This window comes from Rothia aerolata (assembly GCF_014635585.1).
In the GTDB taxonomy this organism is placed as follows: Bacteria; Actinomycetota; Actinomycetes; order Actinomycetales; family Micrococcaceae; genus Rothia; species Rothia aerolata.
This window is the reverse complement of record NZ_BMDC01000003.1, coordinates 12,559-26,723: the sequence shown is the minus strand read 5'-3', so window position 1 is coordinate 26,723 and position 14,165 is coordinate 12,559. Positions and strand designations below refer to the sequence as shown.

Genomic DNA, 14,165 nt, shown 5'->3' with positions numbered 1-14,165 from the left:
GCTTAGGAGTCTGCCTCTTCGATGACCTCGCGCAGGTCATCGCGCCTTAGATCCGAGGAGCGGAAGTGCTTGTTGCGGTAGCCTGAGCGGCCCATCATGTGGGCGGCGATGGGAATGGTCAGCAGCTGGAGCAGCAGGGCAACCAGCAGCACCGGCGCCAGTTTCCAGTCACCGCTGTAGAGCCCCACCGCCAGTAGGAGCATCATCAGACCAAACACCTGCGGTTTGGTTCCGGCGTGCAGGCGGGAGAGGAGGTCGGGAAAGCGCACCAGTCCTACCGCAGCGCCCAGGGCCATGATTGCGCCTCCGAGCACGCAAATACCAACGATAATTTCTAGCATTTACTGCTCCTTTCCTGCACTCACACGCCGGGATGCGCGAGTGGACTTGGCACCCTTGTTCTTGCGCTTGCGGGCAGCTGCCTGCCGGCGGACTGCCTCTAGGCGCCGGGCCGAGCGCGGGTCGTTTTTGTTGACCTCCTGCAGGCGCGAGGGGCGCAGCTTCTTTTCTCCGGACGGCGTGTTTTCGGCGTAGCGCGCCACGGTCACCGATCCCACGAAACCGATGGTGGAGGCGGCCACCAGAAGAAGCACATGCTCGTAGGAGTCGCTGGCAATCATGTGCATGCACAGGGCGGCAACGAAGATGGAGAGCAGGAGGTCGGTTGCAAGCACGCGGTCAAGCAGGGTGGGGCCGCGAAAGATGCGGTAGAGCGTGCCGAAAGATGCCAGCACCAGCATGATTCCGGCAATCCAGAGTACCGCCGTCATAGGGCCACCTCTTCTCGTTCGTCGTCTAGAATCCGTTCGTATTCTTCGCGGGAGCCAACCGCCTTGAGAATCATGGTCTCTACGGTGCGCACCTGCTTGATAAAGTCGTTGATCTCTTCTTCGGTCTCAGTGTTAATCACATGGAAGTAGAGCACCGAAATAGTGCGGTCTACCTCCACCACCACGGAGCCGGGAATCACGGACATGGAGTGGGAGATAGCGGTAATCCACAGGTCTGAACTGGTGCGCAACTGCACCGCAATAATCGAGTTGTTGAGCGGGTGCTTGAAGGTAATAGCCACCCAGAGCAGCTGCACGCTGGCCTGGGCAATCTTCCACACCAGATAAACCAGGAACTTCAGGGCGTACCAGAGGTTAAAGTGGTTTGAAAGGTAGAGGGTGGGGAGCTTAAAGACCGCCAGCGCCAGCAGCGATAGCAGAATACCCATGGCAAGATTGGGCAGCTTGAAATCCTGCCAGAGGGCGCACCACACAAAGGTCAGCCAGGCAACCGAGGGCACCCAGTGCATCAGGAATGATTTCATTCTGAAGTCTCCTTGGTCTCTTGGCTCTCTAACTCAGTGTTTTGCTGGGCCAGGCTTTCATCGAGATAGCCCTGCCTGGTCAGGGAGGGATCTTCAAAGACCGCCTGAATGTAGAGGTCGGGGTTACGCAGGTTGTCAGAGGCCCGGTCTGAGAAGTGGAAGAGGGGGCCCGCCACCACGGTGAGCAGGGCACCGATTGCTACCAGCCCAACGGTAGGAATAACCATGGTGGGGCTAATGCGCTTGTAGTCCTGCTCGTCCAGCACGCCGTCGGCCTCAATATCCTTCTCAGCCCGCAGCAGAGAGGCGGTGGGCTTCTCGGCGTTCTTGGCCGGGCGCCAAAAAGCCTTGTTCCACACGCGGGCAAGGGCCAGCAGGGTCAGTAGCGAGACCAGCACGCCCACACCCGCCATCAGGTAAGCCTGCCAGGTGCCCACCTCAACCGAACCCTGGAGCAGCCCCACCTTGCCCAGAAAGCCCGAGAAAGGAGGAATGCCGCCCAGATTAATGGCCGGAATAAAGTAGAGCACCGCCAGCCAGGGGGTAATCTTCAGCAGACCGCCCAGGCGCTGAGTATTGGCTGAGCCGCCACGACGCTCCATCAAGCCAACCACCAAGAAGAGGCCGGTCTGAATCACAATGTGGTGGGCGAGGTAGAAGACCACCGTGGTCAGACCCAACTCGCTATCAAGGGCGATGCCCCAGATCATGTAGCCAATGTGGCTAATCAAGATAAAGGAGAGCATACGCTTGATATCGGTCTGCGCCAGCGCACCCAAGATTCCCACGAAGAGGGTCAGCACCGCCACGATGGAAAGCAGGGTGGAGAGCCCACCGCTGGGAAAGAGCAGGGTCTCGGTGCGGATGATTGCGTAAACGCCCACCTTGGTGAGCAGACCCGCGAAGACGGCGGTAACCGGAGCGGGTGCCGTGGGGTAGGAGTCGGGCAACCAGAGGGAGAGCGGGAATACCGCTGCCTTGATACCGAAGGCAATCAGCAGCATCAGGTGTAGCTGGTACTGGGTGCCGGTGGGCAGGGTCTGAAGCTTCATCGACAGATCAGCCATGTTGATGGTGCCGGTGGAGGCGTAGACAAAGCCGATGGCGGTGAGGAAGAGCAGGGAGGAGACCACCGAGACCACCACGTAGGTGGTACCGGCACGAATACGTGGGGCATTGGCGTTCATGGTAATCAGCACGTAGCTTGCCATGAGCAGGATTTCAAAGCCCACGTAGAGGTTAAAGAGATCCCCCGCCAAGAAGGCGTTCGAGACACCCGCCAGCAGAAGCAGGTAGGTGGGGTAGAAAACCGAGATGGGAACCTCGTGGTCGTCGTCAGCAATATCCTGGCCGGTGGCATAGACCAGCACCGCCAAAGAGATGGTGGAGCTGACCACCAACATCAGCGCCGAGAGCTGGTCAACCACCATGGTGATGCCGAAGGGGGCCTGCCAGCCACCCAGCTGAACGGTCTGGGGCCCGGAATTCCAAGAGGAAATCAGCAGGGTCACCTCTACCGCCAGCACCGCCACAATGGCAACGAAGGCGATGAGTCGCTGGGCTTTTTCCCTGCGGGAGAGCACAAAGGTAACTGCCGCGGCAAAGAAGAGCACCACGATTGAGAGCGGGGCAAGAGCTACGGTGTTCATGCGCGCTCTCCTTCCTGGTTCTGGCGGTCTTGGGTAGATTCGGCTTTCTTTTCCTTGCGTTCTTCAAGCTTTTTCTCCGCCTGCTGGCGGCGCTGGGAAAAGGCAGCGAACTCTCTCTCGCGGGTGCTTTCGTTACTGTCGAACTCTGACTCGTCGAACTCCGCCACGGCGTCCTCCTCAGGATCATAGGCACCCTTGGCGGCCACCTGCTGGTCCTCGTAGTCGTCCAAAATGGCGTCTCCACGGGAGAGTAGCCAGGAGCGGTAGATAATACCGAGCAACAGCGCCGTCACCGCAAAGGAAATCACCACGGAGGTAAGCACCAGCGCCTGCGGCAGCGGGTCAGAGTAGGCCGCCGGATCAATAGATTTGTCGTAGAGCGGGGAAAGCCCTGCGGCACCGCTGGCGTGGAAAATCAGAATATTGGTGGCGTTGGTCAGGAGCATCAGCCCCAACAGCACGCGGGTCATCGTACGGTCGAGAATCAGGTAGACCCCCACCCCGTACATGACTCCCATGACTAAAATCAGACTGAGATCAATGGGCATTACCGCTGGCCCCCTGCACTACTAGCTTTCTTTTTCTGATTGCGAGCCTTTCGGTTTTCATCGAGCTTTTGATCCACCTTTTCACCCAGGGAACGCAGAACATCCAGCACCAGGCCAATCACCAGCAGGTAAACTCCAATATCGAAAATTACCGCGGTCACAAACTTCACGTGGCCGAAAATCGGCATGTCCCATTCCAGGGTGTAGCTGGTGAAGGCGGGGTCTCCCAGAAGAATCGGGAAGAAGGCGTAGGCGGCGGCGATACCCAGGCCCAAGCCCAGGAAAGTACCAGCCGACATGGGGGCAGCCGCTCGCAGCTCCTCGCCGCGGCCGGCCAGATAGCGCACCGCCATCGCAAGGCCCACCAGCAAGCCGCCGGCAAAGCCACCGCCGGGGAGGTTGTGGCCGCCCACCAGCATGTAGAAGGAAATGATAATCAGGGTGTGGAAAAGCAGCCTGGTCATCACCTCCAGCAGAATCGAGCGGCGCTCGGGCGGAAGCGTTCGTCCTGCAACAATAAAGGGATCGCGCCGCACGTTGGAGAAAGCGCCGGCTACCCGCTGCTCGGTGGAGAGGTTGGTGCGACGGGCAAAAGAGGCCTCGATGCGCTTCATGGCGGTGGTATCGAGATTCCGCTCCCGACCACGGTCGCCTCGGCCCTCGATAAAGAGCAGGGAGGCAACACCGGTTGCCGCCAGCGCCAGCACCGAAATCTCACCGAAGGTATCCCAGCCACGAATATCAACCAGAATCACGTTCACGATGTTCATGCCGTCGCCGTCTTCATAGGCCATCTTGGGCAGGGCGAGCGAAATCGGGTCGAGCTCCCTCGACGAGAAGGTGAACATAGCCAGCGCCATCATCAGCAGACCGAAGCCAACGGAAATCACCACGCGCAGGGTGCGGCCGGCTCTTTCGCTGTTCTTCTTGATCTTCTCGGTGCGGATGTTGCGCGGAAGCACACGCATGGCAAGCACAAAGGCAACCATCACAATGGTTTCTACCAGCAGCTGGGTCAGCGCCAAATCCGGTGCCGACCGCAGGGCAAAGAGCAGGGCCACGCCGTAGCCGGTCACCGAGACCATCAGAATCGCCAGAAAGCGCTTCCGAGCCCAGAGCACCACCAGCGAGGCAATAATCATCACCACTGCAATCGCCCATTCGGCGGGATTGACCTTCACCTGAATGTTGGCAAGCGGCGGGGTCTCTTTCACAAAGAGCACCACGGTGGGCACTACCACCGCGGTGGTGAGAATAACCGAGAGGTAGAAGCCCAGCGAACCGCGCTGGGTGCGGGCAGTGACCCAGACCGCCAGGCGGTCAAGCGCGTCAATAATGTCGCGGTAGACGATGGACGCCGCCGGCCAGCTGGGGAGCTTCTTCTGCGCTTCTTCTACGGGACGGCGCGCCAGGAAGAGCAGAACACCGGCGGTGATAATACCTAAGCTGGTGAAGAGGGCGGGGGTCAGCCCGTGCCAGAGAGCCAGATGCAACTCATAGTCGCCAAAAGGCTTCACGTAGCTTGCCGCCCACTTGTGTACCGGCTCAGGGTAGAGGCCGTAGGCGATGGTCAGCAGGGTCAGAACCGCCGGGGCCGCAATAAAGCTGGGGCTGACCGGGTGGAAGAGGGTATCGGGGCTCATGCCCTTGCGGTCGGCCTGTGCGATGGTAGCACCGTCGCAGAATTCCAGCTGCGAGGCGTCTTCGAGGTAGGAGACGGGCTTGACGGCAAAGGCACCCCACACGAAACGGGCCGAGTAGGCAAAGGTCAGCACCGAGCCCAGCACAATCGCTCCCGTGCTGATGAGATCGAGCAAGGCGAAAGTATCTCCGGTGCCCAGCTCGTGCAGGGAGGTCTCGAGCACCGCCTCTTTCGCCACGAAACCTGCTAGCGGGGGCAGGCCAGCCATGGACGCCGCCGAGATAGCTCCCACAGCGAAGAGGCGGGGCGCGCGCCGATAGATGCCGGAGAGCTTGTGAATATCACGGGTTCCAGCCTGGTGATCGATAATGCCCACGGTGAGAAAGAGAGCTGCCTTGAAAAGCGAGTGCGCCAGCATCATGGCGATAGCAGCGTAAAGGGCATCGGGGGTTCCGGCGGCAATAATCAGCGCCAAGAAGCCCAGCTGCGAGATAGTACCGTAGGCGAGAATGAGCTTGAGGTCGGTCTGCTTCAGGGCCACCCAGCCACCAAAGAGCATGGTGAAAGCGCCAAAGAGAACCAGTATCGAGTGCCAGATAGGAACCTCACCGTAACCGGGTGAGAGACGGATCAGCAGGTAGATACCCGCCTTAACCATGGCAGCCGCGTGCAGGTAGGCAGAGACCGGGGTGGGAGCTGCCATAGCTCCGGGTAGCCAGAAGTGCACCGGGAAAAGGGCCGACTTACTGAGTGCGCCGCAGAGAATCAGCACCAGAGCCGTAGAGAGCATAGCCCAGCTCATGGGCCCCTGACCCGCCGCAGCGGCGTCCACAATCTCAGGCCCGCGCGCTACCAGCTCGTGCAGCGAGTAGGTGCCCGCCGACTGACCCAGCATCACCAGGCCAATGAACATGGCAAGGCCACCGGCGGTGGTCACCGTCAGAGCCTGTAGCGCCGAACGGCGGGCAGACAGGCGGTTTCTGCTGTAGCCAATCAGCAGGTAGGAAAGAATGGTGGTGATTTCCCAGAAGATGAACATCACGATGAAGTCATCGGCGGTAATCAGGCCAAACATGGCGGCGGCAAAGCTAAACAGGTGCGCGGCAAAACCGCCCACTCCCGATGTTGAATGCTCAAAGTAGCTGGCGCAGTAGAAGAGCACCAGGGAGCCAACGCCCAGCACCAAAAGGCTCATGACCCAGGCGAGGGTATCCATGCGGAAGGTTAGCTCAAGATTGAGCTCGGGAATCCACTGCACACTCTCAACCCAGGGGGTACCCCCGAGAATCTGGGAAGTTTTGGTCAGCACAAACACCAGTGCCGCAGCGGGAAAGGCCGCCAGTAGGTAGAAAACCTTATGACCCATCAAACGATGAAGCCAGGGGGTACAGAGCCATATCGCAAGAAAGGCAAGAAGTATAAGACCCACGTTGTGCAAAACCCTCTAGTCCAGTGTGTACAAGCTTTAGTTAATGATAAGCCATCTGAGCATATTTGGGAAAGCCCCAAGAGGCTTTTCCAAGCTAAAAACATAGTATTTTAGCTCCATTTATCTAATACAAACGATGAGACATATAGTTTTATTCCCATCACGCCACAATAAATTAACAACGCCTGCTCCCACTAACATAGCCAGCCCACCGGCCAGCCAAGAAAAACTAGACGCTCAACACTTTTAAGCCTCACCAGGAATACCCGCCTCTAGTCCACCAGTTATGCCCTCTGTTATCTTTTCCCAATCGAAAGAACAAAATGAGCAAGCTCTTTGAACCCGCGCAGGCAGGTTCTATCAAACTTAAGAACCGCATCACCATGGCCGCGCTCACCCGCTCACGCGCCGGCTCAGACGGCGTACCCACCGAACTGCATCGTGAATACTACTCACAGCGCGCATCCGCCGGCCTGGTAGTCACCGAAGGCACCTTCTTTGACGATGTCAACCGTGCCTTCCTGGGCCAGCCCGGTATTACTACCGATGAGCAGGTTGCAGGCTGGAAGAAAGTTGCAGATGCGGTGCACCAGGCAGGCGGCACCATCGTTATGCAGATTATGCACGGTGGCCGTATGACCCTGCCCTCTATCAACAACGGCGAGCAAGCTCAGGCCCCCAGCGCTATTGCACCCGATGCTTCATTGCACGGCGCAAACGGTCGCGAAGAGGTTCCCACACCGCGAGCACTAGAAACTTCCGAGCTGCCCGGCATTGTGCAGGGCTTTGCCGACGCCGCTCGCCGAGCTGTACTCGAGGCAGGAGTTGACGGCGTTGAGGTACACAGCGCCAATGGCTACCTTCTGCACGAGTTCCTGTCGCCTAGCTCCAATAAGCGCACCGACGAATACGGTGGTTCTCCCGAGAATCGCGCCCGCATGACAATTGAAACCGTACGTGCAGTAGCAGAAGCTATTGGATCAGAACGCACCGCTTTGCGTATCTCTCCCCAGCACAACGTTCAGGGTGTTATCGAAAACGACATGGACGACGTCAAGGCAACCTACGGTGCCCTGTTTGAAGGTATCGCCGACCTTGACCTCGCTTATCTCTCAGTTCTTCATGCAGATATTGACGGCGAGCTGGTGGCCCACCTGCGCACGACCTTTGGTGGCTTCACCATTCTCAACAGCGGCTTTGGCCACTACACCGAACTTCCCGAAGCTCAGAAGATTGTTGATCAGAACCTGGCAGACGCCGTTGCTGTTGGCCGCCAGATGATTGCCAACCCCGACCTGGTACGCCGCTGGAACGAAGGTCTGGAACTCAACACTCCCAACGAGGCAACCTTCTACGTACCCGGCGCTGAAGGTTACACGGATTATCCCTTTGCCTAAGCGCGCGAGCGGTGGATTTTAGGCTTAAATCTTGGCGATTTAAGCCTAAAATCCACCATTCGCACCTGGCCAGCGTAGAATTATCAGCGATTCGCACGCTGACCCAAAGGCTCTCTTATGTCTTCTCCCTTTTCTTGGCGCCTGCACGGCGACGGCAAGAATGTTGCCCCCGGCGCCGTCGTAGCCCCCTTGGAACGTCTCAGCTGGGGCCGCACCATCGGCATTGGCGCCCAGCACGTGGTTGCCATGTTCGGCGCAACCTTCCTGGTGCCCCTGATTACCGGCTTTCCACCGGCAACCACCCTCTTCTTCTCGGGCCTGGGCACCGTCATCTTTCTGCTCTTCACCGCAGGCCGCGTGCCCTCCTACCTCGGCTCCTCCTTCGCCTTCATCGCTCCCCTAGCGGCGGCGTCCAACTCCTACGGCCCCGGCGGCGCCCTCGGTGGCATTGTTATGGCCGGTGTGGCCCTGTTTCTGGTGGGCCTGATTGTTCAGTTCGCGGGCACCTGCTGGCTGACCAAGCTCATGCCGCCGCTGGTGACCGGCTCTATCGTGGCGCTTATCGGCTTCAATCTAGCGCCCAGTGCCAAAGACAACTTTATGAAGGCACCGGTCACGGCCCTGGTGACCCTCTCCTCCATCATTCTGATTTCGGTGCTCTTTCGGGGCATGGTGGGCCGTCTCTCCATTCTGTTGGGCGTTATCATCGGCTATCTGACCGCGGTGGTTCGCGGCGAAGTTGATTTCTCTGTGATTGACCAGACCTGGCAGAGCGAGGGGCTCATCGGCCTACCCCACTTTCAGACTCCCGAGTTCCACTGGAATCTGGCGGGCCTCTTTATTCCCGTGATTCTGGTGCTGGTTGCCGAGAATATCGGTCACGTGAAGTCGGTAGCTCTGATGACCGGCGACAACCTGGATCGCTACTCAGGCCGCGCCCTGATGGCAGACGGCCTTGCCACCACCATCGCAGGCGCTGGCGGCGGTTCGGGTACCACCACCTATGCCGAGAACATCGGCGTGATGGCAGCGACCAAGGTCTACTCCACCGCTGCCTACTGGGTTGCCGCGATCTTTGCCCTGCTGCTCTCGATCTTCCCCGTCTTTGGCGCTGCGGTAGCCACCGTTCCCGCAGGTGTGCTGGGCGGTGCCGCCACCGTTCTCTACGGCATGATTGGCATGCTGGGCGTGCGCATCTGGGTGGAGAACCGGGTGGACTTCTCTAACCAGGTCAATCTCACCGCCGCCTCGGTGGCCCTGATTGTTGGTATTGCCGACTACACCTGGGATATTGGCGACCTGCAGTTTGCCGGCATCGCCCTGGGCACCGCCGCCACCCTGGTGGTCTACCACCTCATGGCCTTTATCGCCCGTGCCACCGGTTCAGCGCCCGAGCCGCTAGAACCCTTCCGACTGAGTTCCAAGCCCACCGAGCTGCACAGGGAAGAGTTCTAGTTCGTCCAGCCACCGGTAAGTGACCGAGCCACCAGCAACCTACTGGTGGCTCGGTCACTTAATAGTGGTTCGAGGGAGGCTTCAAGGGCAGAGAGTCCAGGATATAGCGCGCCACCGCTTGCATGCCGCGGGCATTGGGGTGGAAAGAACCGGGCATGTCACCTCCGGCGAGCAGGCCCGAAACCCAGGCGTCGTCGGTGTTGAGCTCGTGGCCACCCAGGGCAGAGGCCTGAACCAAATCCGCACCCGAGAGCTCAGCAGCTATCTCGTTGACCTCAACCACGCCCTCCTGAATTTCCAGCAGGGCCTCCCCCTCACTCTCGCTGAACCAGGGCAGCCAGTGGCTGGGATCGTCGTCGAGCACCGGCAGATAGTCCACCAGCACCACCCTGGCACCACCTACCCGCCGTGCTGCCTCCACAGCGCGGGCAAGGTCGGTGCCAACCCGCTCAATTTTCTCAGGCCCGGGCACCCGAAAGGCAGTGGCATAGCCCAGGGCCCTGCTAATCATGGGCCGGGAAAAGCCCAGGTCATTACCGCCGCAGGAGATGAGCACAAGGTCAGCATCAGCAGGCAGGCCCTGAATCTGCGGGGCAAAGGTAAAGCCCGCTCTGGTGCGCTGCGGGGTGTCCTCTATATTTGCAATGACGGCACCGGAGACCGAAAGGTCCGTGTGGCGAGCGCCGAGTTGGCGGGCAAGCAGGGCTGAGTAGTTGGCGGCAGAGCGCAGTGCAGTGGCGCTGGCTACCGGCTGAATTGAAGGCCCGGCGGCAAAAGATGAGCCCAGGGTGGCGATATGAGAGACCATGCTCTCTAAGATACTCCGATGCTCTCTTTAATGGCCGAGTGCTGGATTTTAGGCTTAAAATCGCAAGATTTAAGCCTAAAATCCAGCACCTGCGATATGGGCCAGTCATGGATTATCCGCGGAAACAAGCTCCCCGTACACCTAGATTCCTGTAGATAGACCTCAGGTACACACAAGTTCCCGTTAAGAGGCCAAAGGTACACCTGTATTCCCTGGGTACACATCTAGATGTGTACCCAGGGAATACAGGTGTACCAACGTCAGCCTGGCAAGAAGAAACGTGTACCTTTCCTACCGTGCTTTCCCGAGAGGCCATTTTTATACCGAAAATCGGAGAAAAACGGTATAAAAATGGCCGCTCGCCAGTCAAAGTAGCCCGTACAGTTGCCCCTGTTTCATTGAGTCGCCGCTTCAGCGACGTTTCGCCGGTCACGAACCGGCGAAACGTCGCTGAAACGGCGTCTGTAATCTAAACGGCGACTCGGTGCACTGCCCCATTCTGGCAAAGTGCCCGAGCATTGGTTTGAAAGGAATCGGCTCCTGAGCAAGGGGCGGGGCGCGCCCAGCACCCCCGCATAAGAAAAGAAGCCGGGCTCCCCAGCCCGGCTTCTTCATCACACACACATTTTCGCTTCTCAGCATGAGGCTCTCTCGAACCTTCTGATATAAATCTAACACCATCAAGCTATAAGCAGGGTTAGTAAATATTTGGAGTTTGCTGGCAAACTGGTAACGGTTTCATATACTTACCGCCAAAACCCCTCAAATTCCCCGGATCTAGGCGGCGGAGCGCTCCTGCTCCCGGTTAAAAAGATCTGCCCGGTTAGTCACGATTCCATCAGCTCCCAGCTCAAGTAGCTCGCGCATCTGCTCGGGGTTATCGATGGTCCACACGTGAACCTCAAGGCCAAACCGGTGGGCGGTAGCGAGAAAACGAGGGGTCACCACCGGCACCCGCCTGCCCAGCACCCGGTAGTGCCGGGGCACCTGTAGGCTGTCAAAGGGTTCCACCCAGCGACCTGCAAGGCGCGCCACCAGCGGCCAGGCTGCGGGCACGGTGCGGCAGACCAGGGAGAAGAGGGTGGTTCCCTCAACAGCAGCGCTAGATTTCACCCGGAGTCCCGGCGCCAGGGCAGCAAATTCCCGCAGGCAAGCACTCCGGCGCTTCTCTGAAAAGGAGGCGATACGCACCCTCTGCCCCGCCCCGGCACCCACCACCACGGCGGGCAGGGCGGCCGCCGAAGCGTCGTCCTTCACATCGATATTGAAAGAGAGGTCGGGAAAGCGGTCCAGCGCCTCGCGCAGGGTGGGAATCCGCGCGCCACCGGCGAGCTCCACCTCACGCACCTGCTCGAAGGTCAGCTCGTCAATCCGCCCGGGGCGGCCCGCCACGCGGTTGAGGGTGGAGTCATGAAAGATAAGGACGACGCCGTCGGCGGTGGTTCGTACGTCTGTTTCGATCCAGCGCGCCCCCTGCTGCGCGGCTGCCTCGAAGGCTTCCAGGGTATTTTCGGGGTGCTCAAGAGAAAGCCCCCGGTGGGCATAGAGTTCTGCGCGTGAAAAAGGCATGGGAACTACTTTAGCGCTGACGCTCCACAATCTGCTCTATCACCTGGGCCACGCCGTCCTCCTCAAGAGCGGGGCAGACCCTGCCCACCACCTTCTGCAAACGGGTGGAACCCGAAGCCATAGCGTAACCGGTGCCGGCCCACTGGAGCATTTCGAGGTCATTGAGCATGTCGCCAAAGGCAACCACCTCGTGGGCAGAAACACCCTGGGCTGTGGCGAATTCGGCCAGCACCTGGCCCTTGTTCATGCCCGGGCGCGCCATTTCCATCAGGGGTAGGCCCTTGATACCCATAGTGAGGGAGAGCCGGTCAGATACCAGCGGCTTCACCTGTTCAAAGAGCTCATCGGGGTCAGCACCGGGTAGGCGCATCAGGTACTTCACTACCCCCTGGTTGGTTGCCAGCACGGGTTCTAGGGCACCGGGCACAATGGTGGCGCCCTGAAGAACCGGGCTCATCTCGTACTCGCCCTGAATGTAGACGGTGTCAAGGGTTTCTAAGTTAAAGGTGGCCCGAGGGAACTCGGCCTCAAGCACCGGGTGCACAGCGGCAATATCTGCCATGTCTGTCAGCTGGGCAGCCACCACTTCGTTCTTGCCCAGATGGTAGAGCACAGCGCCGTTGGAGCAGATCGCGTAGGAATCGTATTTGAGCTGCTCCCTCAAAGGGTCAAGCCAGCGCTGCGGGCGGCCGGTCACAAACACAATGCCTATGCCCGCCGCCGCAGCTGATTCAAGAGCGGCAAGGGTGCGGGGAGTGAAGGTAAAGTCCTTCCCCAGCAGGGTACCGTCTAGGTCGCTGGCTATCAGTTTGATCATGAACTATTTTTCTTCGTGGGTCACGGTCAAGAAAGCGCGGGCAATGCCGTGGAAGAAGAGGTTGAAGTTAACAACGGTCGGTGAGGTGTTTTCGTCAATATCGAGCTCTTCGGTATCAACGGCGGTAACGCAGAAGATGTAGCGGTGGGCGCCGTGGCCAGCCGGAGGTGCCGCACCGAGGAACTCGCGGGTTCCGCCGTCATTGAGGTGCTTGACGCCGCCGAGCGCGCCAGCGCCGCCCTTTGCCACCGAGGTCACCGATACCGGCAGGTTAGAGACAGTCCAGTGCCAGAAGCCGCTGGGTGTGGGGGCGTCAGGATCGAAGCAGGTCAGTACAAAAGACTTGGTTTCTTCGGGGAAGCCAAACCAGGAAAGCTGGGGGTTAACATCCTCGCCGCCCTCAATGCCAAAGAGCTTGGAGAGCATCCAGGTGGGTGCCTTGCCGCCGTCTTCAAGATTCTCAGAGGTCAGGGTGAAGGTGGGCAGGTCGGGGAGGTCCTTGTAGGGATCACGGTCGAGCATAACTACTCCTTTGTTTTTCTACTCGGTTGGTTTATTTGCCCGCCAGAACCTCTTCGAGTTCAGCGCGGGTGGGCGGGTTGGCTCCGGCTCGGGAGACGGTGATTCCCGCAGCGGTAGCAGCGAAGGTAAGAATCTCGGCCAGCTCTTCTTGGCCCAGCTGAGAAATTTTCTTGCTAGCTTCTTTGCCCTCAATGCCGCGGTCGAGCAGGGCAGTAATCAGGGCTGCCATCAGCGAGTCACCGGCACCCACGGTATCGGCAACCTCTACCCGGTGGGCTTCGACGGCAAGGCCTCCGGTCAGGGCGCGGGTTATCGCCCAGGGGCCCATCTCGCCGCGGGTCACAATCACCAGTTCCGCACCGAGTTCCAGCCATGCCCTGGCTGATTCCTCAACGGTGCGGTGCGGGTAGAGCCAGAGCAGGTCTTCATCCGATGCTTTAATGACGTCGGCGTTCGGCACAACCTTCTCTGCCCAGGCCCGCGCCTGCGAGGCATCGGGAATAATGCTGGGTCGGCAGTTAGGGTCGTAGGTTACCAGCGCGTGCTGGTGGGCAGATTTCACGGTTTCAGCCACCAGGCTGGCACCGGGCTCTAGCATGGCACCGATGGAACCCACGTGAACGGCAGATGAGGTGCGGGCGGCTTTCTCCAGCGAAGGCCGCGCGTCTTCTAGTGACCAGTCAATGTCGAACTCATAATCAGCGGCGCCGTTCTCAGCGATGTTTGCCTGGGCAACCGAGGTCTTCTTGCTATCGGCTCCCACCGGCAGAGCAACCCGAGATTCACGCAGGTGCTCATCGATCATGCGGCCGTAGTCGTCGTTTCCGTAACGGCCAATGTATTCAACCTCGTGACCCAAACGTGCAACGCCCACCGCCACATTCATGGGTGAGCCGCCCGGGTGGGCGTGCTTAGCTTGATGGGGGCGGTTTACAACGTCTACCAGGGCTTCGCCAATCACTGTCAACATGGTTTTATGGTATCAGCAGTGTTTGCGCCGTCGGGTCGTAATGA

General features: G+C 59.4%; 13 protein-coding genes. 2 read left to right on the top strand and 11 right to left on the bottom strand.

All coding sequences use genetic code 11. From position 1 onward, the window contains the following. Positions 1-2: 2 nt before the first annotated feature. Genes mnhG through IEV00_RS08060 form a run of 6 tightly spaced genes read right to left on the bottom strand, consistent with a single transcriptional unit; the run spans position 3 to position 6,520 of the window. The gene (gene mnhG, locus IEV00_RS08085) at positions 3-341 is read right to left on the bottom strand and encodes a monovalent cation/H(+) antiporter subunit G (protein WP_188359862.1); all 339 of its coding nucleotides are present in this window, start codon (positions 339-341) and stop codon (positions 3-5) included. Beyond that, positions 342-770 (bottom strand): MrpF/PhaF family protein, encoded by a 429-nt coding sequence (locus tag IEV00_RS11230; RefSeq protein ID WP_188359861.1) that lies wholly within the window; start codon positions 768-770, stop codon positions 342-344. Continuing rightward, a complete protein-coding gene (locus tag IEV00_RS08075; protein ID WP_188359860.1) occupies positions 767-1,315 on the bottom strand; it encodes a Na+/H+ antiporter subunit E in 549 nt (182 codons plus the stop codon). Before IEV00_RS08075 ends, IEV00_RS11230 begins: the two co-directional genes overlap by 4 nt. Further along, positions 1,312-2,964: a Na+/H+ antiporter subunit D gene (locus IEV00_RS08070; RefSeq protein ID WP_188359859.1), complete on the bottom strand. Its 1,653-nt coding sequence runs from the start codon at positions 2,962-2,964 to the stop codon at positions 1,312-1,314. The genes IEV00_RS08075 and IEV00_RS08070 overlap by 4 nt, the downstream gene beginning before the upstream one ends. Continuing rightward, on the bottom strand, positions 2,961-3,512 hold the full coding sequence (locus IEV00_RS08065; RefSeq protein ID WP_188359858.1) for a Na(+)/H(+) antiporter subunit C: 552 nt from the start codon (positions 3,510-3,512) through the stop codon (positions 2,961-2,963). Before IEV00_RS08065 ends, IEV00_RS08070 begins: the two co-directional genes overlap by 4 nt. Continuing rightward, entirely contained in the window at positions 3,512-6,520 is a 3,009-nt protein-coding gene (locus IEV00_RS08060; protein WP_229723149.1) for a Na+/H+ antiporter subunit A, read from the bottom strand. The genes IEV00_RS08065 and IEV00_RS08060 overlap by 1 nt, the downstream gene beginning before the upstream one ends. A gap of 386 nt (positions 6,521-6,906) precedes the next feature. Here IEV00_RS08060 and IEV00_RS08055 point away from each other — a divergent pair, with 386 nt between their 5' ends. Next, complete coding sequence (locus IEV00_RS08055) at positions 6,907-7,980, top strand: alkene reductase (RefSeq protein ID WP_188359856.1); 1,074 nt, start codon at positions 6,907-6,909, stop codon at positions 7,978-7,980. 117 nt (positions 7,981-8,097) lie between these two features. Continuing rightward, on the top strand, positions 8,098-9,435 hold the full coding sequence (locus tag IEV00_RS08050; protein WP_188359855.1) for a uracil-xanthine permease family protein: 1,338 nt from the start codon (positions 8,098-8,100) through the stop codon (positions 9,433-9,435). Between the two features lie 58 nt (positions 9,436-9,493). Here the strand turns inward: IEV00_RS08050 and IEV00_RS08045 are convergent, their stop codons facing one another. From IEV00_RS08045 to IEV00_RS08025, 5 genes are all read right to left on the bottom strand, one after another. Further along, entirely contained in the window at positions 9,494-10,243 is a 750-nt protein-coding gene (locus tag IEV00_RS08045; RefSeq protein ID WP_188359854.1) for an SGNH/GDSL hydrolase family protein, read from the bottom strand. Positions 10,244-11,020: 777 nt separating this feature from the next. Beyond that, complete coding sequence (locus IEV00_RS08040; RefSeq protein ID WP_188359853.1) at positions 11,021-11,812, bottom strand: glycerophosphodiester phosphodiesterase family protein; 792 nt, start codon at positions 11,810-11,812, stop codon at positions 11,021-11,023. A 10-nt stretch (positions 11,813-11,822) separates the two neighbouring features. Beyond that, on the bottom strand, positions 11,823-12,629 hold the full coding sequence (locus IEV00_RS08035; RefSeq protein WP_188359852.1) for a Cof-type HAD-IIB family hydrolase: 807 nt from the start codon (positions 12,627-12,629) through the stop codon (positions 11,823-11,825). A gap of 3 nt (positions 12,630-12,632) precedes the next feature. Further along, complete coding sequence (locus tag IEV00_RS08030) at positions 12,633-13,151, bottom strand: YbhB/YbcL family Raf kinase inhibitor-like protein (RefSeq protein WP_188359851.1); 519 nt, start codon at positions 13,149-13,151, stop codon at positions 12,633-12,635. Positions 13,152-13,182: 31 nt separating this feature from the next. Further along, positions 13,183-14,121, bottom strand: coding sequence for a carbohydrate kinase family protein (locus tag IEV00_RS08025; protein ID WP_188359850.1), 939 nt, complete (start codon positions 14,119-14,121; stop codon positions 13,183-13,185). Positions 14,122-14,165: the final 44 nt, after the last annotated feature.